At 68.3% G+C, this 21,041-nt stretch carries 19 protein-coding genes; 5 read left to right on the top strand and 14 right to left on the bottom strand.

The annotated features are described in order from the left end of the window. Nucleotides 1-5: 5 nt before the first annotated feature. Genes TL10_RS19360 through TL10_RS19315 form a run of 10 tightly spaced genes read right to left on the bottom strand, consistent with a single transcriptional unit; the run spans nucleotide 6 to nucleotide 10,955 of the window. Nucleotides 6-479 carry an arginine repressor gene (locus TL10_RS19360; RefSeq protein WP_043399377.1) on the bottom strand — a complete coding sequence of 158 codons (474 nt, stop codon included), beginning with the start codon at nucleotides 477-479 and terminating at the stop codon, nucleotides 6-8. After that, nucleotides 476-1,405 (bottom strand): ornithine carbamoyltransferase, encoded by a 930-nt coding sequence (gene argF / locus TL10_RS19355; RefSeq protein ID WP_043986885.1) that lies wholly within the window; start codon nucleotides 1,403-1,405, stop codon nucleotides 476-478. Before argF ends, TL10_RS19360 begins: the two co-directional genes overlap by 4 nt. After that, nucleotides 1,402-2,589, bottom strand: a complete 1,188-nt coding sequence (locus TL10_RS19350) for an acetylornithine transaminase (protein ID WP_043986884.1) — start codon at nucleotides 2,587-2,589, stop codon at nucleotides 1,402-1,404. The genes argF and TL10_RS19350 overlap by 4 nt, the downstream gene beginning before the upstream one ends. Then, a complete protein-coding gene (argB, locus tag TL10_RS19345) occupies nucleotides 2,586-3,470 on the bottom strand; it encodes an acetylglutamate kinase (RefSeq protein ID WP_043986883.1) in 885 nt (294 codons plus the stop codon). The genes TL10_RS19350 and argB overlap by 4 nt, the downstream gene beginning before the upstream one ends. Further along, nucleotides 3,467-4,681, bottom strand: coding sequence for a bifunctional glutamate N-acetyltransferase/amino-acid acetyltransferase ArgJ (gene argJ / locus TL10_RS19340; RefSeq protein WP_043986882.1), 1,215 nt, complete (start codon nucleotides 4,679-4,681; stop codon nucleotides 3,467-3,469). The genes argB and argJ overlap by 4 nt, the downstream gene beginning before the upstream one ends. Beyond that, the gene (gene argC, locus TL10_RS19335) at nucleotides 4,678-5,712 is read right to left on the bottom strand and encodes an N-acetyl-gamma-glutamyl-phosphate reductase (RefSeq protein ID WP_043399390.1); all 1,035 of its coding nucleotides are present in this window, start codon (nucleotides 5,710-5,712) and stop codon (nucleotides 4,678-4,680) included. Before argC ends, argJ begins: the two co-directional genes overlap by 4 nt. 54 nt (nucleotides 5,713-5,766) lie before the next feature. Then, nucleotides 5,767-8,253: a phenylalanine--tRNA ligase subunit beta gene (gene pheT, locus TL10_RS19330; RefSeq protein WP_043986881.1), complete on the bottom strand. Its 2,487-nt coding sequence runs from the start codon at nucleotides 8,251-8,253 to the stop codon at nucleotides 5,767-5,769. Further along, nucleotides 8,253-9,320, bottom strand: a complete 1,068-nt coding sequence (gene pheS, locus TL10_RS19325; RefSeq protein WP_043986880.1) for a phenylalanine--tRNA ligase subunit alpha — start codon at nucleotides 9,318-9,320, stop codon at nucleotides 8,253-8,255. The genes pheT and pheS overlap by 1 nt, the downstream gene beginning before the upstream one ends. Beyond that, the gene (locus TL10_RS19320) at nucleotides 9,257-10,078 is read right to left on the bottom strand and encodes a rhomboid-like protein (protein WP_043986879.1); all 822 of its coding nucleotides are present in this window, start codon (nucleotides 10,076-10,078) and stop codon (nucleotides 9,257-9,259) included. Before TL10_RS19320 ends, pheS begins: the two co-directional genes overlap by 64 nt. Continuing rightward, nucleotides 10,053-10,955, bottom strand: coding sequence for an adenylate/guanylate cyclase domain-containing protein (locus TL10_RS19315; protein WP_043399399.1), 903 nt, complete (start codon nucleotides 10,953-10,955; stop codon nucleotides 10,053-10,055). The genes TL10_RS19320 and TL10_RS19315 overlap by 26 nt, the downstream gene beginning before the upstream one ends. 203 nt (nucleotides 10,956-11,158) lie before the next feature. Between TL10_RS19315 and TL10_RS19310 the strand changes: the two genes are divergently transcribed. Further along, nucleotides 11,159-12,196: an oxygenase MpaB family protein gene (locus TL10_RS19310; RefSeq protein ID WP_043399400.1), complete on the top strand. Its 1,038-nt coding sequence runs from the start codon at nucleotides 11,159-11,161 to the stop codon at nucleotides 12,194-12,196. A gap of 4 nt (nucleotides 12,197-12,200) precedes the next feature. Continuing rightward, nucleotides 12,201-13,442 (top strand): acyl-CoA dehydrogenase family protein, encoded by a 1,242-nt coding sequence (locus TL10_RS19305; protein WP_043986877.1) that lies wholly within the window; start codon nucleotides 12,201-12,203, stop codon nucleotides 13,440-13,442. A gap of 7 nt (nucleotides 13,443-13,449) precedes the next feature. On the opposite strand, the gene TL10_RS19300 is transcribed toward TL10_RS19305, so the two are convergent. The 4 genes from TL10_RS19300 to infC all read right to left on the bottom strand — a co-directional run bounded on the left by TL10_RS19300 (nucleotide 13,450) and on the right by infC (nucleotide 15,524). Continuing rightward, entirely contained in the window at nucleotides 13,450-14,190 is a 741-nt protein-coding gene (locus tag TL10_RS19300) for a TrmH family RNA methyltransferase (RefSeq protein ID WP_043986876.1), read from the bottom strand. A gap of 41 nt (nucleotides 14,191-14,231) precedes the next feature. Continuing rightward, nucleotides 14,232-14,621, bottom strand: coding sequence for a 50S ribosomal protein L20 (rplT, locus tag TL10_RS19295; RefSeq protein ID WP_029121325.1), 390 nt, complete (start codon nucleotides 14,619-14,621; stop codon nucleotides 14,232-14,234). 39 nt (nucleotides 14,622-14,660) lie between these two features. Next, nucleotides 14,661-14,855 (bottom strand): 50S ribosomal protein L35, encoded by a 195-nt coding sequence (gene rpmI / locus TL10_RS19290; RefSeq protein ID WP_020103309.1) that lies wholly within the window; start codon nucleotides 14,853-14,855, stop codon nucleotides 14,661-14,663. A 69-nt stretch (nucleotides 14,856-14,924) separates the two neighbouring features. Then, nucleotides 14,925-15,524: a translation initiation factor IF-3 gene (infC, locus tag TL10_RS19285; RefSeq protein ID WP_082068006.1), complete on the bottom strand. Its 600-nt coding sequence runs from the start codon at nucleotides 15,522-15,524 to the stop codon at nucleotides 14,925-14,927. Nucleotides 15,525-15,783: 259 nt separating this feature from the next. On the opposite strand from infC, the gene TL10_RS19280 reads away from it, so the two are divergent. The 3 genes from TL10_RS19280 to TL10_RS19270 all read left to right on the top strand — a co-directional run bounded on the left by TL10_RS19280 (nucleotide 15,784) and on the right by TL10_RS19270 (nucleotide 21,041). Continuing rightward, nucleotides 15,784-16,167 carry a DUF1844 domain-containing protein gene (locus TL10_RS19280; RefSeq protein ID WP_043986873.1) on the top strand — a complete coding sequence of 128 codons (384 nt, stop codon included), beginning with the start codon at nucleotides 15,784-15,786 and terminating at the stop codon, nucleotides 16,165-16,167. Nucleotides 16,168-16,222: 55 nt separating this feature from the next. Further along, nucleotides 16,223-19,555: a bifunctional lysylphosphatidylglycerol synthetase/lysine--tRNA ligase LysX gene (gene lysX, locus TL10_RS19275; protein ID WP_043986872.1), complete on the top strand. Its 3,333-nt coding sequence runs from the start codon at nucleotides 16,223-16,225 to the stop codon at nucleotides 19,553-19,555. Between the two features lie 109 nt (nucleotides 19,556-19,664). Next, on the top strand, nucleotides 19,665-21,041 hold the full coding sequence (locus TL10_RS19270; protein WP_043986922.1) for an alpha/beta hydrolase: 1,377 nt from the start codon (nucleotides 19,665-19,667) through the stop codon (nucleotides 21,039-21,041).

Genomic DNA, 21,041 nt, shown 5'->3' with positions numbered 1-21,041 from the left:
TACTGCTACAGGTTCTCGAAGGTGGCGGCGAGCTCGGCGCCGCTCATCGGTTCGCGGGCAACAACCAAGATGGTGTCATCCCCGGCGATCGTGCCCACAACATAAGGCAGAGACGCTCGATCTATTGCACTGGCCAGGTAATGCGCCGCCCCAGGTGGCGTACGTAACACCGCCAGGTTGGCGCTGGCGTCGGTGGACACCAGCAGCTCGCCGAGCAGACGGGACATCCGCTCGGTGCCGCCGGAGACGCCTTTGACGGGGCTGCCGTCCTCGGGGACGACGTAGACGCCGGTTCCGCCATCGGCGCCGCGCAGCTTGACCGCACCGAGTTCCTCCAGGTCCCGCGACAGCGTGGCCTGGGTAACGTCGATGCCCTCCTCGGCGAGCAGGGCCGCGAGCTCGGTCTGGCTGCGCACCGGGTTCGACGACAGCAGCGCCACGATGCGCGACTGCCGTCCGGCCCGGGTCGGTGCTGTCATCGGCCGTTACGTTCCAGCAGCCACACCAACATGGCCTTCTGCGCGTGCAGCCGGTTCTCGGCCTCGTCGAACACCGCGCTCTGCGGGCCGTCGATGACCTCGTCGGTGATCTCGTCCCCGCGGTGCGCCGGCAGGCAGTGCAGCACGACGGCATCGCTGTTGGCGCGGCCGAGCAGCGCGGTGTTGATCTGGAATGGGCGGAACGGGCGCACGCGGTCCAGGCCGTCGTTCTCCTGGCCCATCGAGGTCCAGGTGTCGGTGACGAGGACGTCGGCGCCGTCCGCGGCGGCCTGTGGGTCGGTGGTGACCGTGACGGTCGCCCCGGTCTCGGCCGCGCGCTTCTTGGCCGCCTCGACGAACTGCGGGTCGGGCTCGAACCCCTTCGGCGCGGCGATGGTCACGTTGATGCCCGCCGTGACGCCGCCGACCATCAGCGAGTGCGCCATGTTGTTGGCGCCGTCGCCGAGGTACGACATGTTGAGCCCGGCCAGCTTGCCCTTGCGTTCGGCGACGGTCTGCAGATCGGCCAGCACCTGGCAGGGGTGGAACTCGTCGGACAGGGCGTTGACGATGGGGACGGAAGCACCACTGGCCATGGCCGTGAGGCGCTCCTGCGCGAAAGTGCGCCAGACGATGCCGTCGACGTAGCGGGACAGCACGGCGCCGGTGTCCTCGAGGGTCTCCTCGCGGCCCAGCTGGGTGCTACGGCCGTCGACGACGACGGCGTGCCCGCCGAGCTGGGCGATACCCATCTCGAAGGAGAACCGGGTGCGGGTGGAGTTCTTCTCGAAGATGACGGCGATGCCCCGCGGCCCCTCGAGCGGGCGCCGGCTGAACGGCGCCTTCTTGAGCTCGGCGGCCAGTGCCAGGACCTCGGCCTGTTCCTCGGGGCTCAGGTCGTCGTCGCGGAGAAAATGGCGGATCACTGGGACTCCCCTGCTGCGGTGTCGAGAACGGTGGGTAGTGCGGTCAGGAAGGCGTCGATCTGGGCGTCGGTGATGACCAGCGGCGGCGCGAGCCGCACGACGTCGGCGGCCGCGGCATTGACCAGGAAACCCGCGTCGCGCGCAGCGTTTTCGACGGCCTTGGCCTGCGGCGCGGTCAGGACGACGCCGAGCAGCAGCCCACGGCCGCGGACGTGATCGACCAGCGGATGGGCCAACTCCTCGATACCGTGCGCCAGCGTCTTGCCCGCGGCGTCGGCCCGGTGCACGAGGTCGTCGTCGGCCAGCGTCTTGACCACGGCCAGGCCCGCGGCGGTGCACACCGGATTACCGCCGAAGGTGCTGCCGTGCATGCCCGGCTGCAGCAGGTCGGCCGCGGGTCCGATGGCGATGCAGGCCCCGATGGGCAGGCCGCCGCCGAGGCCCTTGGCCAACGTGATGACGTCGGGGGTGATGCCGTCGTGCTGGTGGGCGTAGAAGGCACCGGTGCGGCCGATACCGGTCTGCACCTCGTCGAGCACCAGCAGCGCACCATGTTTCGTGGTGAGCTCGCGCGCCTTGGCCAGGTACCCGGCCGGCGGGGTGACGACGCCGCCCTCGCCCATGATCGGTTCGAGGAACACCGCCGCTGTCTCGTCGGTGACGGCCGCTTCGAGCGCGGCGGCGTCGCCGTAGGGCACGTGGGTGACGTCGCCGGGCAACGGCAGGAACGGCTCCTGCTTGCCGGGTTGGCCGGTCAGCGCCAGCGAGCCCATGGTGCGGCCATGGAAAGCGCCTTGCGCCGCAACGATTTTGGTGCGTCCGGTGAGCCGGCTGATTTTGAACGCGGCTTCGTTGGCCTCGGCGCCCGAGTTGCAGAAGAACACGCGGGCCGGTGCGCCGAGCTGGGCGACGAGGGCTTCGGCCAGGGCGATACCCGGTTCGGTGGCATACAGATTCGAGGTGTGCCCCAGCGTGTTCAGCTGGTTGGTGACGGCCTCGATCACCGCCGGATGGCGATGGCCCAGCACGTTCACCGCGATGCCGGCCAGGAAGTCGACGTAGCTCTTGCCGTCGGCGTCGGTGACCACGGCGCCGTCGCCGCTGACCAGAGCGACCGGCGGGGTGCCGTAGTTGTTGGTCATCACCGCTTGCCAACGGGCTTGCAGCGCTTCAGTTTCGGTCATGCGGGTGCTACCACCTTGGTTCCGGTTCCGTCATCGGTGAACAGTTCGACCAGGACGCAGTGTTCGACGCGGCCGTCGATGACGTGTGCGCTCGGGACACCGTTCTGCACGGCCCGCAGGCACGCCTCGATCTTGGGCACCATGCCGGATTCGAGCTTGGGCAACAGCTGCGCCAGTGCGGCCGTATCGATTTCGGTGACCAGTGAGTTGCGGTCCGGCCAGTCGGTGTACAGGCCTTCGACGTCGGTGAGCATCAGCAACTTCTCGGCGCCGAGTGCCTCGGCCAGTGCGGCCGCCGCGGTGTCGGCGTTGATGTTGTGCACCACGCCGTCGACGTCGGGACCGATGGTGGACACCACCGGAATGCGGCCCGCGGCAATGAGATCCAGGATGGCGTCGGTGTTGACGTGGTCGACGTCGCCGACCAGCCCGATGTCGGTGAGGACCCCGTCGACCGTCACGCTCCGACGCACCGCGGTGAACAGCTGCGCGTCCTCGCCGGTGATGCCGACCGCATACGGGCCGTGGGCGTTGATCAGGCCGACCAGTTCGCGGCCGACCTGGCCGAACAGCACCATCCGCGCGACCTCGAGAACCTCGGGTGTGGTGACCCGGAAGCCACCCTTGAAATCGCCTTCGATACCAAGACGTTTGAGCATCGCGCTGATCTGCGGGCCGCCGCCGTGCACGACGACCGGCTGGATGCCGCAGTTGCGCAGGAAGGCCATGTCGGCGGCGAAGGCCGCCTTGAGGGTGTCGTCGGTCATGGCGTTGCCGCCGTACTTGACCACGACGATCTTGCCGTGCAGTTGCTTGAGCCAGGGCAGCGCTTCGGCGAAGACCGACGCCTTGACCGCGGTGGAGAGTCCAGCTGTGCTCACGAGCTGTACGCCGAGTTCTCTTCGACGTACGCGTGCGACAGGTCGGTGGTCCGGATCGTCGCCTCGTGCTCGCCCAACTTCAGGTCGACGATGACGTCGATGTCCTGGCCCGACAGGTCGACGTCCCGGGCGCCCGGCGCGCCCGCGCCGTCGATGCACACCGCGGATCCGTTGAACGACACGCTGATCCGGTCGGCCACGAGTTCGATCGGCGCGATGCCGATCGCGGCCAGGACGCGGCCCCAGTTGGGGTCGGACCCGAACAGCGCGGTCTTGACGAGGCTGTCGCGGGCCAGGGCCCGGGCGCCCACCAGAGCGTCGTCCTCGCTGGCCGCGCCCGTGACAGTGATCGCGATGCGCTTGGTGACGCCCTCGGCGTCGGCCTGCAGCTGCGCGCACAGGTCGTCACACACGGTGAAGACGGCCTCGTCCAATTCGCTTTGGCTGGGCCGGATTTCGCTGGCGCCCGACGACAGCAGCAGCACCGTGTCGTTGGTCGAGCAGCTGCCGTCGATGTCGAGCCGGTCGAAAGTCTTCGCGGCGGCGTTCTTCAGCGCGAGGTTGAGTGCCTCGGCGTCCGCGACGGCGTCGGTGGTGATGACCACCAGCATGGTCGCCAGCGACGGGGCCATCATGCCGGCGCCCTTGGCCATGGCCCCGACGGTCCACTTGCCCGGGTGGTGCAGCGCAACCTGTTTCGGCACCGTGTCGGTGGTCATGATGGCCCGCGCTGCCTCCTCGCCGCCGGACAGGCCACCGGCCATCTCGTGCACGATCTCGGTGACGCCGGCGAGCACCTTGTCCATCGGGAGCCGGTCACCGATCAGCCCGGTCGAGCACACCGCGACCTCGATGGCACCGGTCTCGGTACCCCAGTCGCTGAGCGCCGCGGCGAGGGCCTCGGCCGTCTGGTGCGTGTCCTGGAAACCGCCCGGGCCGGTACACGCATTGGCGCCACCGGAATTCAGGATCACGGTCCGCAACCGGCCGGACTTGAGCACCTGCTCGCTCCACTGGACCGGAGCGGCCCGCACCTTGTTGCGGGTGAACACCCCGGCCGCCGAAAGATCGGGCCCCTCGTTGAAGACCAGGGCCAGGTCCGGTTTCCCGGAAGCCTTGATGCCGGCGGCGATTCCGGCTGCCCGGAAGCCTTCCGGTGCGGTGACGCCCTGGTTGCGATGCAGGGACGGGGTCGGCGACGTTGAAGTCACGGTGCTACTCCCACGGTGGATAGTCCTTCGGTTTCCGGCCAGCCGAGCGCGATGTTCATGGACTGTACTGCCGCGCCGCCGGTGCCCTTGGTCAGGTTGTCGATGGCGCACAGGGCGACGAGAGTCTTCGCATCCTCGTCGACGGCGACGGCGATCTGCGCGGCGTTGCTGCCGATGACCGAACCGGTCTTGGGCAGCTGCCCTTCCGGCAACAGGTAGATGAACGGCTCACTGGCATAGGCCTTTTCGTACGCGGCCCGGATCTCCTCGACGGTCGCGGTGGTGCGCGCGGTGCAGGTGGCCAGGATGCCGCGCGACGTGGGGATCAGCACCGGGGTGAACGACACCGTCACGTCCTTGTCGGTGACGGCCCGCAGGCCCTGCGCGATCTCCGGGGTGTGCCGGTGCGCTCCGCCGACGTTGTAGGCCCGGGCCGAGCCGATGACCTCGGCGGCCGACAGGTCGACCTTGCCCGACTTGCCGGCGCCCGAAGTGCCACTGACCGCCACCACGGTGACGTTGGGTTCGACGAGCCCAGCGGCGACGGCAGGCACCAGGGCCAGCAGGGCCGAGGTCGGGTAACAGCCCGGTACCGCAATACGTTTCGTGCCGACCAGCTTGTCGCGACCGCCGGGCAGCTCGGGCAGGCCGTAGGGCCAGCTGCCTGCGTGCTCGGAGCCGTAGAACTTCTCCCAGGCGGCGGCGTCGGTGAGCCGGAAGTCGGCGCCGCAGTCGACGATCAGGGTGTCCGGGCCGAGTTGCTGCGCCAGCGCGGCCGAATGTCCGTGCGGCAGACCCAGAAACACCACGTCATGCCCGGCGAGAACGTCGACCTCGGTGGGCTGCAGCACCTGCTGCGCGATGGGCAGCAGGTGCGGGTGGTGGTCACCGACCGTGGTTCCGGCATTACCCGCGGCGGTCAGGGCCCCGATGGTGAGGCGACCGTCCGCGTAAGCCGGATGGCCCAGCAGAAGCCGCAGAATCTCGCCGCCGGCATACCCACTGGCGCCGGCCACCGCCACAGAAGTCATGCAAGCAATTCTGCATGGTTATGCATCAACTTGCAAACCAATTAGTAGGGCGTGTTACCGGCGGTGCTCGGCACCGAGCCGCTCGGTGGCCAGGGCCACTGCCGCGTCGCGGGCCGCACTCGCCTCGTCCTCGGTCAGCGTCCGGTCGGGCGCCCGGAAACGCAGGGCCAGGGTCAGCGACTTGCGCCCCTCCCCGATCTGCGGGCCGGTGTAGACGTCGAACAACCGCGCGTCCTCCAGGAGTTCGCCGGCGCCCTCGCGCACGACGTCGACCACTGCCTGGGCCGCGACGTCGTCGGCGACGATCAGGCTGACGTCCTGGAACACCGCCGGGTACGGCGACACCGACGGCACGATGGCGCGCTCGATGACCGGGACGGCATCCAGGTTCAACTCGACGGCGCAGGTGCCCTTCGGCAGGCCCGTGCGTTCGATGACCGCCGGGTGCAACTGTCCGGCGTAGCCGACAACGGTGTCACCGACCAGCACCTCGGCGCAGCGCCCCGGATGCCACGGCAGCTCCTGGGCCGCGCGCAGCGTCACCTCGACGCCGCAGGCCCGGGCGACGATCTGCACGGTCTCCAAGGCGTCCGTGGCCTCGACCGCACGACCCGCGCCCCACGGCCCGGCCGGTTCGCGCAGGCCGGTGAGCACCGCGGCGACGTGCAGCGGCTGATACGGCAGGGCCGCGTCGATCTCGGCCAGCTCAGCATCGGTCGGACGACGATCCACCGGGATCGGCGCGAGGGCCTTGGTCTGCGGTGTCGCCTGCACGACCTGCTCGATACCGAACAGCGCGACGTCGGCCGCGCCGCGAGACACATTGCGCACCAACGCCTCGAGCAGGCCCGGCAACAGCGTGGTCGCCAGTGCGGGCCGGTCGGCTTCGAGCGGGTTGAGCACCGAGATGGTGGCGCGCCGCGGGTCGTCAGCCGGCAGGTCCCAGGCGTCGAGCACCCCGGCAGGCAGGAACGGCGTCGGCAGCACCTCGACGAAACCATTGAGCGCCAACGACTTACCGATCGCACGGCGCCGCTGCTGGGCTGCGGTCAGGCCGCGGCCGGCCGGCGCCTGTGGCAGCACCGACGGGATGGCGTCGAGGCCCTCGAGCCGCAGCACTTCCTCCACCAGGTCCGCGGGCTGTTTCATGTCCGGCCGCCAGCTCGGCGGGACCACGGTGGCACTGTCGCCGTCGACGGTCACCACGGCACCGATCTGAGTCAGCCGCCGCACTGTGGTGCCCTCGGGGTAGCTGACGCCCGCGAGCCGATCCGGCAGATCCAACGGAATGGCAACCGGCGGCTGCGACCAATCGTGTGCGGCATCGCCGTCACTCCAGTCCGTCAGCGTGGGTTCGACTGCGCCCCCGGCGATTTCGGCGAGCAGCGCGGCACAGCGGTCCAGCGCGGCCCGGGAGATCGCCGGGTCGACGCTGCGCTCGTAGCGGCGGCTGGCCTCACTGACCAGGTGCAGGCGGCGCTGAGTGCGCGACACCGCGGCCGGATCCCACACTGCCGCTTCCAGCAGCACGTCGGTGGTGGTGTCGCGGACCTCGGTGGTACCGGCGCCCATGACGCCGCCGATGGCCGCGGTGGCGACGTCGTCGACGATCAGTACGTCGCCCGGATCCAGTTTGCGCTCAATGTCATCGAGGGTGACGACGGTCTCCCCCGGGTTGGCGAAGCGTACGTCGAACCCACCGGTGATCAGCTTGCGATCGTGGGCGTGCATCGGGTGGCCGAGTTCGAGCATCACGTAGTTGGTGACGTCGACGGCCGGCGAGATGGCGCGGATACCGGACAGCAGCAGGCGACGCTGCAGCCACCACGGCGACACCGCGGCCGGGTCGATGCCGACGACCGGACGCAGCCCGAAACGCTGCACACCGGTGCCCGGTTGCACCGTCAGCGGCCAGGCCTCGCCCTCGGCGGGCAGGGCCGGCACATCGGCAGGGTCGACGAATTCCAGGTCGAAGGCGCAGGCGATCTCGCGTGCCATGCCGCGGATGGACAGGCAGTAGCCGCGGTCAGGGGTGATGGCGAGGTCGAACACCACGTCGTCCAGCCCAAGCACCTCGGCGCCCGAGGCGCCGGGTTCGGCGGTGCCCGGCGGCAGCACGATGATGCCTGAATGGTCGGAGCCGAAGTTCAATTCGGCCGCCGAGCAGATCATGCCGTCGGACACCCGGCCATAGGTCTTGCGGGTCGCGATCTTGAACTCGCCGGGCAGCACACAACCCGGCAGTGCCGCGACAACCAGGTCGCCGACGGCGAAGTTCCGTGCCCCGCAGACGATGTCGCGCGGCTGCGCCTCACCCACGTCGACCTTGCAGGCCCGGATGGGCTTCTTGAACTCGGTCAGTTCCTCGATCTCGACGACACGGCCGACGGTCAGCGGACCGGTGACCGGCCCCGCGGCGATGATGTCCTCGACCTCGTGGCCAATCCGGATGAAGGCTGCTTCCAGCTCTTCGGGTGACACGTCCCAGCCCGGAGCTCCGGCCTGGACGACTTCCCGCAGCCAGCTGTAGGGAATGCGCATCAGGCACCCACCCCGAACGGCAGGGAGAAGCGCACGTCGCCCTCCACCATGTCGCGCATGTCGGGAATTCCGTTCTGGAACTGCAGGGTTCGCTCCAATCCCATGCCGAAGGCAAATCCTGAGTACTCGTCGGGGTCAATACCGCAGGCCCGCAACACATTCGGGTTGACCATGCCGCAGCCGCCCCATTCCACCCAGCCGGGACCACCCTTCTTGTCCGGGAACCAGACGTCGACCTCGGCCGACGGCTCGGTGAACGGGAAGAAGTGCGGGCGGAACCGCGTGCGTCCTTCGGGGCCGAACTGGGCGCGCGCCAGCGCATCCAGGGTGCCGCGCAGGTTGGCCATGGTCAGGCCCTTGTCGACGGCCAGACCCTCTACCTGGTGGAACACCGGGGTGTGGGTGGCGTCGAGTTCGTCGGTGCGGAAGGTACGACCGATCGAGACGATGTAGACGGGCAGTTCCCGCTCCAGCAGGGCGCGGATCTGCACCGGCGACGTGTGGGTGCGCAGCACCTGTCGCGAACCGTCGGGCGCGATGTGGAAGGTGTCCTGCTCGCTGCGGGCCGGGTGGTCCGGCGGGAAGTTCAGCGCATCGAAGTTGAACTGTTCGGTCTCGACCTCCGGCCCTTCGGCCAGCTCCCAGCCCATTGCCACGAAGGTGTCGGCGACGTTCTCGGCGAGGATCGTGATCGGGTGGCGGGCACCGATGGGCTGGCGCGTGGTCGGCAACGTCACGTCGATGCGCTCGGCCACCAGAGCGGCGGCGTCGCGCTCGGCGCGCAGCACCACGATGCGGTCGTCATACGCCTGCTGTGCGGCGGTGCGGGCGACGTTGACGCGCTTGCCGGCGTCGGCCCGGTCTTCTTTGGCCAGCGTGCCCAGCGCCTGACGGGCCAGCGCGATGGGCGCCTTGTCACCGAGGTGCTCGGTCTTGGCGCGGGCCAGGGCGTCGAGGTCAGCGGCCTGGTCGAAGGCGAGACGGGCGGCGTCGACCGCCGCGGTCAGTGCTTCTTCCGATAGGGCGCCAGAGGGCCCTCCACTGCGTTCTTCACCCTGCTCAGCCACCCGGAGATCATAGCGACGAGCGCGGCGCCCACCGCACTCGCAGGGACCCCGACCATCGCCAGCTCCGGTGTGTGGACCAGGACGGCGTAGCCGAAACACACACCCACCCCGAACACTGCGGCCTTTCCGCGAGTCCAATGCACCGGCGTTTGAAGTCGACTCGAGATCACCAGGCCCAGCACCAACGCGACCACATGCCCCACTTCGATGAAGTCGTCACTGACGACCACAACGGCGACCGAACCGGCCAGCCACCAGCACGACCAGGCCGGTTTCAGCCGGGCGGGTACCACCGCGGTCAGCGCTCCGACCACCGTCAACACCCCGTAGCTCACCCCGACGTCGGCAACCCGGCCGATCGACCACGGCAGCCGGCCCAGCTCGATGGCCACCACCAGCCCGGCCGCGACGACCAGCGTCGTGCCGATGTGCCCGACGAGGAACACCACCAGCAGGCGGCGGCTGCGCCAGAGCAGTTCTGCGATCGCGAGCAGGCAGATCAGGCCGGGCAGCCACAGGAAGAACCGACCGTCGTCAGCGATCAGGGCGCTGGCGATCAGCGTGCCTATGCGGCCCTCACCGAGATTGTGCAGATTGGTACTGGCGTACCCGATCACCCGGTCGTGCACCGCCGGACCGAGCGCCGCCAACGTGACCGTGACGGCGACCAGCAGCGCGGCGTAGACGACGGTGACCGGGACGCGAGGCAGGTGGCGCCACGCCGGGCCGACCCTAGGCTTCAGCGAGCTCCCCGTCATCGGGTTCGGTTGCGGCGTCCTTGCGCGGCCTGATCCAGTACATGGACAAGTCCTCGGGCACACCCGAGGCCTTGGCGGCGAACAGTTGCTTGCGCACCTTCTTGGGCGTCACGCCGAGAGCGTCCAGGTACTGCTCGTCGACCCGGTCCAGGGTGGCCTGCGAGATGATCAGCCCGCCCTTGGTGGCCCGCTCCATGACGCGCGCCGCGATGTTGACGTCGACGCCGAGCAAGTCCGACCCGATGCGATGCGGGTGCCCGGTGTGGATGCCGGCACGCATCTTGGGGTGGTACCCGTCGATCTCGACCTCTTTGAGCGCGTCGAGCGCGCGAACGACCGACCGCAAAGCGGTGACGGGGTTGCTGAACACTGCCATGGACCCGTCGCCCATGCGCTTGACGATGTGCCCGCCGGATTCCAGCAGCGGCGGTTCGAACACCTGGGCCACGCGGCGCAGCAGCCGGAGAGTGGTGTCGTCGCCGACGCTCAGCGACCATTTCGAGAAGCCGACGAGATCGGTGAACACGATGGTGACTTCGGGGTTCGCCGGCCGTCCGGAGACCCTTTCGGTGAGCGCCTGCCACACCTGCAAACCGGCCAGACTCACTTCGTGCGACGCGCCACCGCGCGGCAGCAGCCGATCGGCGGCCCGGGCCGCGGCACTCGGACCGCCGACGCCGGCGACCGACAGCGGATCACCGAACTCCGGGTCCCCCGGCAGGGAACGGCGCGCCCGCCTGATGAATTCGATTACAGCCGGACTGTGATTGGTGTTCTGCAACCAGCCCAACGGTCCACTTGATCCTGGCCCGGCGTGTGACACCGGGCCGATCTCGCCCACACCGTCGGATCGTTCTTCGAACGATTCGACTTCCACGACGCCACCCTAGGTGGCGTCGCGCGGCAGCGGCAACGATCGCCGCGGTCCGGCCGAAAAATACCTGGTCACCGTGTTGTGGCGCGCCGGTAGACGGTCCGTAACAGTGCCGGCGACACCAGTATCAAATCGTGGACAACATGCGTTGTCACGATTATCGTGGCGCGCAGAACCCTCGGTATCAACGTTGAGCGAGGCACACGATGACCGCACGCAAGACTCCCGCCACCCCGCCCATCGCGCCACTGGGCCCCGATTCCCTGACCTGGAAGTACTTCGGCGACCTACGCACCGGCCTGCTCGGCGTGTGGATCGGCGCGATCCAGAACATGTATCCCGAACTGGGCGCCGGCGTCGAGGACCATTCGATCCTGCTGCGGGAGCCGCTGCAGCGGGTGGCGCGCTCGGTGTACCCGATCATGGGCGTGGTCTACGACGGCGACCGCGCCGCAGACACCGGAGCCCAGATCCGGGGGTATCACGAGACCATCAAGGGCGTCGACCACGACGGCCGTCGCTATCACGCGCTGAACCCTGAGACGTTCTACTGGGCGCACGCGACGTTCTTCATGCTGATCATCAAGACCGCCGAGTACTTCTGCGGCGGGCTGACCGAAGCCGAGAAGCGCCAGCTGTTCGACGAACACGTGCAGTGGTACCAGATGTACGGCATGAGCATGCGGCCGGTTCCGGAGACCTGGGAGGACTTCCAAACCTATTGGGAGCACAAGTGTTCCGAGGAGCTGGAGATCAACCGGGCGACGCTCGACATCTTCACCATCCGGATTCCCAAGCCGTGGTTCGTGCTGATGCCCACCCCGGTGTGGGATCAGATGTTCAAGCCCTGGCTGGCCGGGCAGCGCTGGGTCGCGGCCGGGGTTTTCGACGCCGCCGTCCGCGAGCGGGCGGGCATGCGCTGGACGCCCGGCGACGAGGTGGTGCTGCGCCTCCTCGGTAAGGCCGTCGAGCTGGCGTTCCTCGCCATTCCCGAGGAAATCCGTTTGCACCCAAGGGCATTGGCCGCGTACCGCCGAGCTGCCGGGCAGCTGCCGCCGGATGCGCCACTGGTCGAGGCGCCGGCGTTCATGGCCCCGCCCAAAGATCGCTGGGGACTGCCGATGCATTATGTGCCACGTCACAAGTCATTGATGGAACGCGCCGGGTCACTGGTGCACACCACGTTCTCGTTGGCCGGTCTGCGTCCCGCGCGCAACCGCTCTGTCCCCGGAAAGGCTGCCTGAATACATGCTTGATTGGTCCGACGTCGATATTGCCGTGCGCGACGCCGTTCGCGAGTTCGTGGACAAAGAAATCCGCCCGCACCTCGACGACCTCGAGGGCGGCGACATGGAGCCGTACCCGATCATCCGAAAGCTGTTCGCTACCTTCGGAATCGACGTGATGGCGCGAGAGTCGCTGGAGCGGCGGCTGTCCCGTCTGCGTTCGGGCGAGGCGTCGGAAGGCAAGCAGCGGGCGTCGGGCGGGATGTTCGGCGGCGGACCCGATCAAGCCGGCATGGGCATGGTGCTGATCAGTGAATTGTGCCGCGTCAGTTCGGGTCTGGTCACCGGCGTGGGCGTCAGCCTGGGCCTGACGGTGCCCACCATCCAGAGCCGCGGCACCCTGGCCCAGCAGGAGCGCTGGCTGCCCGGCCTGGTGACCTACGAGAAGGTCGGTGCTTGGGCCATCACCGAACCAGACTCGGGCTCAGACGCATTCGGCGGCATGAAGTCCTACGTCGTGCGCGACGGCGAAGACTACATCCTCAACGGCCAGAAGACGTTCATCACCAACGGTCCCGACGCCGACGTCGTCGTCGTGTACGCCAAGCTGGATGAGGGCGACGGCGCCGACAAGCGCGACCGCAAGGTGCTGACCTTCGTGCTCGACCGCGGCATGGAGGGCTTCGTCCAGTCAAAGCCATTCCGCAAGATGGGCATTCACTCATCGCGCACCGGTGAGCTGTTCTTCAACAACGTCCGGCTCGGCCGCGACCGGCTGCTCGGTGAGACCGAGGACAACAAGGCCGGCGACGGCCGCGACAGCGCCCGGTCGAGCTTCTCGGCCGAACGCGTCGGCGTGGTGTCCATGTCGCTGGGCATCATCGAGGAATGTCTGCGGCTGTGCATCGACTACGCCAAGACCCGCACGCTGTGGGGCAAGGAGATCGGGCAGTTCCAGCTGATCCAGCTCAAGCTGGCCAGCATGGAGGTCGCCCGGATGAACGTGCGCAACATGCTGTTCCGCGTGATCGAGTCCGGTCAGGCCGGCCGCCAGATTCCGCTGGCCGAGGCGTCGGCGATGAAGTGGTACTGCTCGCAGGCCGCCACCGACGTGGCCATGGACGCCATCCAGCTGTTCGGCGGCAACGGCTACATGACCGAGTACCGCGTCGAGCAGCTTGCGCGCGACGCCAAGTCGCTGATGATCTACGCCGGCAGCAACGAAGTGCAGATCACCCACGTCGCCAAGGGGCTGTTGGCCTAGGGCCGAATCAGGAGTGGGCGCGGGAGCTCTCGTACAGGCAGATCGACGCCGCGGCTGCGACATTGAGGCTCTCGGCGCTCCCCCGCATCGGAATGTGCACCCGCTGCGACGCCAGGGCCACCAGGTAAGCGGGCAGGCCGTGCGCCTCGGGCCCGAACAGCCACGCGGTGCGCGCCGACAGATCGGCGGCGCGGATGTCGACAGAAGCATCCAGCGCCGTCGCGAGCACCTCGATGCCACTGCCCCGGATCGCCGAAACCACTGCGGCCGCATCGGGATCCACCACCACCGGTAGCGAGAAGATGCTGCCCGCCGAGGACCGCAGGCACTTGCCGTTGTAGGGGTCCACGCTGTGCCCGGCGAACACCACCGCATCGGCGCCCATGGCGTCTGCGATGCGGATCAGGGTGCCGGCGTTGCCCGGCTCCGACATGCCCACAGCGACCGCCAACAGCCGCGGCTCCGTGGCCAGCACGGACTCCAGGGACGACTCGGGCAGCGCGCAGACCGCAACGAGCCCGACGGGAGTGACGGTCTCCGACAACGCCTTTGCGGCCTTCTCGGTGACCACCGAAACCGGGGCACCGTCGAGCAGCGCGCCGAACCGGTCCAGCGCGGCTTCGGTCGCAAAGACCTCAGAAACAAGACCGCGCCGCAGCGCTGCCTCGACGAGGTTGGGTCCCTCGGCAAGGAAGCGCCCGGCGCGTTTGCGCCCGACGTGGCGCTGCAGCTTGGCTGCAGCGACCACCCGGGCAGATCGCTCGGTGAGCGCTGAGTCTGTAGTCAGACTCAGGCAGCCTCTCCGGACGGAGCGTTGACGTCGGCGGGCAGAGCGGCCTTGGCCACCTCGACCAGCGCGGTGAACGCGGCGGGATCGCTGATCGCGATCTCCGACAGGTTCTTGCGGTCAACCTCGACGCCGGCCAGCTTCAGACCCTGGATCAGGCGGTTGTAGGTGACGCCGTTCTCGCGGGCCGCCGCGTTGATACGCGTGATCCACAGCTTCCGGAAGTCACCCTTGCGGGCACGACGGTCGCGGTAGGCGTAGGTCAACGAATGGAGCTGCTGCTCCTTGGCCTTGCGGTAGAGCCGCGAGCGCTGCCCACGGTAGCCCTTCGAGGCCTTCAGTACTGTGCGCCGCTTCTTCTGAGCGTTCAGTGCGCGCTTCACGCGTGCCATGAGAGTGTTCCTATCGTTCGTTCGGGTAGCGGGGCTGTACTAGCCGGCCAGCATCTTGGCGACACGCGCGGTGTCGTTGGCAGCGACCACGGCGCGGCCGTCGAGACGACGGGTGCGCTTGGTGGCCTTGTGCTCCATCAAGTGGCGACGGTTGGCCTTCTGGCGCACGATCTTGCCGGTTCCGGTCTTGCGGAACCGCTTCGATGCGCCACTGTGGGTCTTGGCCTTGGGCATGTGTCCTCAGTTTCTTTCCAAGCGGTCGCCCGCGGCGGCGGGAACCGCTGCGGGCAATCGCGACTGCTGTTACGCGGTTGCGTCAGATTCAGGTGCCTCAGGCGCCGGCCGGCCGGCCGGTGCGTCGGCATCGTGCGCCGCCTTTGCGCGAGTCTTCGCGCCGCGGTGCGGTGCCAGCACCATCGTCATGTTGCGGCCGTCCTGCTTGGCGGACGTCTCGATGAAGCCGAATTCGGCGACGTCGGCGCCCAGCCGCTGCAGGAGTCGGTAGCCCAGTTCGGGCCGCGACTGCTCACGTCCGCGGAACATGATGGTCACCTTGACCTTCGACCCGGCCTCCAGGAAGCGGACCACGTGGCCCTTCTTGGTCTGGTAGTCGTGATCGTCGATCTTGGGTCGCAGCTTCTGTTCCTTGACGACGGTCTGCTGCTGGTTCTTGCGAGACTCGCGCTCCTTCAGAGCCGTCTCGTACTTGAACTTGCCGTAGTCCATGATCTTGCAGACCGGCGGCTTGGCGCCTGGCGCAACTTCGACAAGGTCGAGATCGGCGTCTGCGGCGACGCGGAGGGCATCTTCGATGCGCACGATGCCTACCTGTTCGCCGTTCGGTCCAATCAACCGAACTTCAGGTACTCGAATGCGCTCGTTGACGCGTGTCTCAGTGCTGATGGGGCCTCCCGGGTTGTTCCAGTACTTGTTAAGTAGAGGTCACACCCGGCCCGGCCATCTGTTCGCATGAACAGAAAAGCCCTGCATATAGCAGGGCCCAATGCCGACCGATCCCGGCTCACGCCGTCTGCGCACAACGCAGAACAGGCACAATGTGCCTGTGACCGGACCGTCAAGCCGCGAGGCCGACGGTGGGAGTGGGACTCCACTTGCTGTCCTGACGTAAGCCAGGACGGTCGCGCATGACACTCTAGCAGTCATGACCGACCCGAACCTAACCAGTGACCCCACCGCAAACTCAGTGACCGAAGCTGAGGAAGCCCAGGTACGGGAGCTGGCCGCGATCCCCGCCGTCGAGGTGATCACCCGCGCCGCCGTCATGCTGATGAGCGCCGCCGCCGAGAAGCTCGGGCTGGCTGACGCGGATCCCGACGAGAGCCCGCACCGCGACCTCGACGAGGCCCGTCGCCTCATCACCGCGCTGGCCGGCCTGGTTCAGGCCTCCGCCGAGTATCTGGGAATGCACGCCGGCCCGGTCCGCGACGGCCTCAAGAGTCTGCAGCTGGCCTTCCGTGAGGCGAGCGTCGCGCCCGACGAGCCCGGCCAGGGTCCGGGCGAGAAGTACACCGGCCCAGTCTGGTAGCCGTGACCAGGGCTCTGCAGACACTCCCAGGTTTCACCGCATATTGTCCGAACTTATGACGTTGACGTCGAGCAGACCACAACAGCGCCCGACGACATTGGGGTGGGTTCCGGCCGCCGCCGGCTGGACCGTCGGTGTCGTCGCGACGCTGGCGCTGTTCGCCAGCTTGTCGCCGCTGATCCGGTGGATGATCCACATCCCCCGCGAGTTCGTCAACGACTACCTGTTCAACTTCCCGGACACCAGCTTCGCCTGGTCGTTCGTGTTGGTGCTGCTGGCCGCCGCACTCGCGGCGCGCAAGCGGATCGCCTGGTGGATTTTGCTGATCTACATGGTCGGCCACATCGGCTGGAACATCTACGGCCTGCTGTCCGGCAACCTCTCGGTGGTCGACCTGACCGTGATGCGGGACCTCGGCGAGGCGATCGGCCTGGTGTTCCACATCAGCGTCATCGTCGTCCTGCTGCTGTCGCGCAATCAGTTCTGGGCCAAGGTCCGTCGCGGGGCGCTGCTCAAGGCGGCCCTGACCCTCGTCGCAGGCATGGCCGTCGGCATCCTGCTGGCCTGGGGCCTGCTGGAGATGTTCCCCGGCCGGCCCCCGCTGGACCCTGACTACCGGCTGGCCTACGCGGTGAACCGAGTCAGCGGTTTCGCCGCGGTCGGCAAGGAAGCGTTCGAGGGTGGCCATCCGCACGCATTGCTCAATGCGCTGTTCGGCCTGTTCGGCGCGGTGGCGCTGATGGTCGCGGCGATCGTGCTGTTCCAGTCCCAGCGCGCCGAGAACGCCCTCACCGGCGAGGACGAGTCCGCCATCCGCGGGCTGCTCGAGCTGTGGGGCAAGAACGACTCACTGGGCTACTTCGCCACCCGCCGCGACAAGGCGGTGGTGTTCGCGCCCAACGGCCGCGCGGCCATCACCTACCGGGTCGAGGTAGGCGTCTGCCTGGCCAGTGGCGATCCCGTCGGCGACCCGCGGGCCTGGCCGGCCGCCATCGACGCCTGGCTGGCCCTGTGCCAGACCTACGGCTGGGCACCGGGCGTGATGGGCGCCAGCTCGACCGGCGCCGAGGCCTATCGCCAGGGCGGGCTCAACGCCCTGCAGCTGGGCGACGAGGCGATCCTGTATCCCGACCAGTTCAAGCTGTCCGGGCCCGACATGCGTGCCGTGCGGCAGGCCGTCACCCGCGCCCGCCGGGCCGGACTGGCGGTGCGGATGCGCCGGCACCGCGACATCAGCGCCGACGAGATGGCCCAGGTGATCACGCACACCGACGCGTGGCGCGATACCGAGACCGAACGCGGCTTCTCGATGGCGCTCGGACGACTCGGGGACCCCGCCGACGGGGACTGCCTGCTGGTGGAAGCCGTGCAAGGTGACGGCCAGGTCGTCGCCATGCTGTCCCTGGTGCCGTGGGGCAACAACGGGGTGTCGCTTGACCTGATGCGCCGCTCCCCCGCATCCCCCAACGGCACCATCGAGCTGATGGTCAGCGAGCTGTGCCAGCGCTCGGAAGAGATTGGCGTCACCCGGATTTCGCTGAACTTCGCGATGTTCCGGTCGGCATTCGAGCAGGGGTCGCAGCTCGGCGCCGGCCCGATCCTGCGGCTGTGGCGCGCGCTGCTGATCTTCTTCTCCCGGTGGTGGCAGCTGGAGACGCTGTACCGCTCCAACATGAAGTACCTGCCCGAATGGGTTCCCCGCTACGCCTGCTACGAGGACGCGCGGCTGATCCCGCGCGTCGGGGTCGCGTCGGTGATCGCCGAGGGCTTCCTGGTGTTGCCATTCTCCCGGCGCGACGAACAACCCCACACCGGCCATCACACCGCGGCTCCCAAGAATCTGGTCGAGTCGGGACGGCTGCATGCCGACGGCAGCGCTCCTGATGTGGCCGACCTGGCAGCAGCGGCGTCCGACACCACCGACGCGCGCCGTCTGCCCGACCAGGTACGGGTCCGGATGGCCAAGCTGGAGGCGTTGCAGGCGGGCGGCATTGACGCCTACCCCGTGGGGCAGGCACCGAGCCACACGGTCGCCGAAGCAGTGGAATCCGCCGCGGACACCGTGGTCTGCGTCGCCGGTCGCGTGCTGCGGCTGCGCGATTACGGCGGTGTGCTCTTCGCCCAACTGCGCGACTGGTCCGGCGAAGTCCAACTGCTGCTGGACAATTCACTCCTGACGGACAGCACCGTGGCGGAGTTCACCGGGGCGATCGACCTCGGCGACCTGATCGAGGTCACCGGCGTCATGGGCGCCAGCCGCAACGGCACGGTGTCGGTGCTGGCGCACAACTGGCGCTTGATCGGCAAGTGCCTGCGTCCGCTGCCCGACAAGTGGAAGGGCCTGACTGACCCCGAGGCCCGCGTCCGCACCCGATATCTGGATCTGGCCATCAACACCGAGTCGCGAGAGTTGATCACCGCCCGCAGCCGCGTGCTGCACGCCATCCGGGAAACGTTGGTGGGCAAGGGATTCCTGGAGGTCGAGACCCCGATCCTGCAGCAGATCCACGGCGGCGCGAACGCCCGTCCGTTCGAGACCCACATCAACGCCTACGACCTGGATCTGTACCTGCGCATCGCGCCCGAGCTGTACCTGAAGCGGCTGTGCGTGGGCGGTGTCGAGCGCGTCTTCGAGCTTGGCCGCGCCTTCCGCAACGAGGGGGTGGACTTCAGCCACAACCCCGAGTTCACCCTGCTGGAGGCGTATCAGGCACACGCCGACTACAACGTCTGGATCGACGGCTGCCGGGAGATCATCCAGAACGCCGCGGCGGCGGCCAATGGCGCTCAGGTCGTCATGCGGCCGGGTCCGGACGGCAGCCTTACGCCCGTTGACATTTCGGGAGTGTGGCCCGTCAAGACCGTGCACGACGCGGTGTCCGAGGCGCTGGGCGAGCCCGTCACCCCGGAAACCGACGTGGCGACCCTGCGCAAGCTGTGCGACGCCGCCACGATCCCGTACCGCAGCCACTGGGATGCCGGCGCGATCGTGCTGGAGCTGTACGAGCACCTCGTCGAAGACCGCACCGAGGCACCGACGTTCTACAAGGACTTCCCCACCTCGGTTTCGCCCCTGACTCGGCCGCACCGCAGCATTCCGGGCGTCGCCGAACGTTGGGACCTGGTGGCCTGGGGTGTCGAGCTCGGCACCGCATACAGCGAGCTGACCGATCCGGTGGAACAGCGCCGGCGACTCGAGGAACAGTCGCTGCTGGCCTCCGGCGGCGATCCCGAGGCCATGGAACTGGATGAGGACTTCCTGCAGGCCATGGAATACGCGATGCCGCCGACGGGTGGTCTGGGTATGGGCGTCGACCGCGTGGTCATGCTGATCACCGGTCGCAGCATCCGCGAGACCCTGCCGTTCCCCCTCGCGAAGCCTCGGTGAACAGCGGCCGAATCTTCGGTTCGGGTGTTTGCTGGAACCTCCAGGTGAGGGCCGTCCGCACCAAGGTGGCACACAGGAGGCTCCCAGCTTTGCGAGTCACCCTGGCGTGGTGACGATCGGGGCAACGACTGCCAGCCTCTATGCCGAGCAACATATTTCGTTGACGCACGGCTGGCTGCCGTACACCGTCCAGGCCCTCGCGGTGGCGGTGCTGGTCTTCGCAGTCGGCTGGCGCAACCGCCGGTGGCGCACCGTCTGGTTACCTGCAGCTGTCGCCCTCGGGGTGGCGCTGACCGCCGCCGCGCGCTGGGTCGTCGCATCGCAGGGCTGGTCTGACGAACCCGCGCCGACCCAGCTGCTGGTATGGACTGCGGTCACGAGCGCTGCGGCAGTGCTGCTGATCGTCGGCTGGCGGGCCACCCGCTGGTGGCGTCGCGGCCTGGCGGTCATCTCGGTACCGCTGTGCGTGCTGTCCACGGGGCTGGCGCTGAACGCCTGGGTCGGGTACTTCCCCAACCTCGACACCGCATGGGAACAGGTCAACTCGGCGCCGGTGCCCAACCAGACGCGGCCCGAGACCGTGGCGGCGATGCAGAAGGCGCGTCAGATACCCCACAAGGGGTCCGTCGTCCAGGTCGAAACAGGCTCGGCGGCATCGGGATTCAAACATCGCGACGAGTACGTCTACCTGCCGCCGGCGTGGTTCGCCAGCAACCCGGCGCCGCGGCTGCCGTTGCTGATGATGATCGGCGGCGAATTCAACACGCCGGCCGACTGGCTGCGAGCCGGCAATGCGATCAAGACCGTCGATGACTTCGCGGCCGCTCACCAGGGCAATGCCCCGGTCCTGGTTTTCGTCGATCCCGGTGGCGCGTTCAACAACGACACCGAATGCGTCAACGGACCGCGCGGCAACTCCGCCGATCACCTCATCAAGGACGTGTTGCCGTTCATGACCGCCACGTACGGCGTCAGCAACGACCGTCGCAACCGCGGCATCGTCGGCTGGTCGATGGGCGGCACCTGCGCGGTGGATCTGACCGTCATGCATCCCGACCTGTTCAGCGCATTCCAGGACATCGCCGGGGATATCGCCCCCAACGCAGGCGACCGGCCCCAGACCATCGCGCGTCTGTTCGGTGGCAGCACTGCCAAATACGCCGACTGGGACCCGATGACGGTGATGTCCCGAACTTCGTACAACGACATCGCCGCCTGGTACGACATCAACGGACCTGAGCTCTCCCGGGGGCCGCTGCCCGCACAAACCGTTGCGGCACATTCGTTGTGCGGGCTGGGCAGCGCCCGTGGCATCCGGTGCGCGGTGGTGGAACGACCGGGCAAGCACGACTGGCCGTACGCCGCGCAAGCGTTCACCGCCGCGCTGCCGTGGCTGGCCGGACAGGTCGGCACACCCGGCGTTGCGTGGTTGCCGCTGCCCGGCGCGACGGCGCCGGCGGTGACGGTCGAGGCCGCTCGCCGGTGA

The sequence above is a fragment of the Mycolicibacterium llatzerense genome (genome assembly GCF_000878195.1).
Classification (GTDB): domain Bacteria; phylum Actinomycetota; class Actinomycetes; order Mycobacteriales; family Mycobacteriaceae; genus Mycobacterium; species Mycobacterium llatzerense.
Note: the sequence above shows the minus strand (reverse complement) of the source record. Positions and strands in the feature narration are given on the sequence as shown.

Coding starts and splice junctions, on each gene's coding strand:
- TL10_RS19360 (WP_043399377.1), bottom strand. CDS start 479: ATGACAGCACCGACCCGGGCCGGACGGCAGTCGCGCATCGTGGCGCTG.
- TL10_RS19350 (WP_043986884.1), bottom strand. CDS start 2,589: ATGACCGAAACTGAAGCGCTGCAAGCCCGTTGGCAAGCGGTGATGACC.
- argC (WP_043399390.1), bottom strand. CDS start 5,712: ATGACTTCTGTGGCGGTGGCCGGCGCCAGTGGGTATGCCGGCGGCGAG.
- pheT (WP_043986881.1), bottom strand. CDS start 8,253: ATGCGCATTCCCTACAGCTGGCTGCGGGAAGTCGTCCAGGCCGGAGCT.
- TL10_RS19320 (WP_043986879.1), bottom strand. CDS start 10,078: ATGACGGGGAGCTCGCTGAAGCCTAGGGTCGGCCCGGCGTGGCGCCAC.
- TL10_RS19310 (WP_043399400.1), top strand. CDS start 11,159: ATGACCGCACGCAAGACTCCCGCCACCCCGCCCATCGCGCCACTGGGC.
- TL10_RS19305 (WP_043986877.1), top strand. CDS start 12,201: ATGCTTGATTGGTCCGACGTCGATATTGCCGTGCGCGACGCCGTTCGC.
- rplT (WP_029121325.1), bottom strand. CDS start 14,621: ATGGCACGCGTGAAGCGCGCACTGAACGCTCAGAAGAAGCGGCGCACA.
- rpmI (WP_020103309.1), bottom strand. CDS start 14,855: ATGCCCAAGGCCAAGACCCACAGTGGCGCATCGAAGCGGTTCCGCAAG.
- TL10_RS19280 (WP_043986873.1), top strand. CDS start 15,784: ATGACCGACCCGAACCTAACCAGTGACCCCACCGCAAACTCAGTGACC.
- lysX (WP_043986872.1), top strand. CDS start 16,223: ATGACGTTGACGTCGAGCAGACCACAACAGCGCCCGACGACATTGGGG.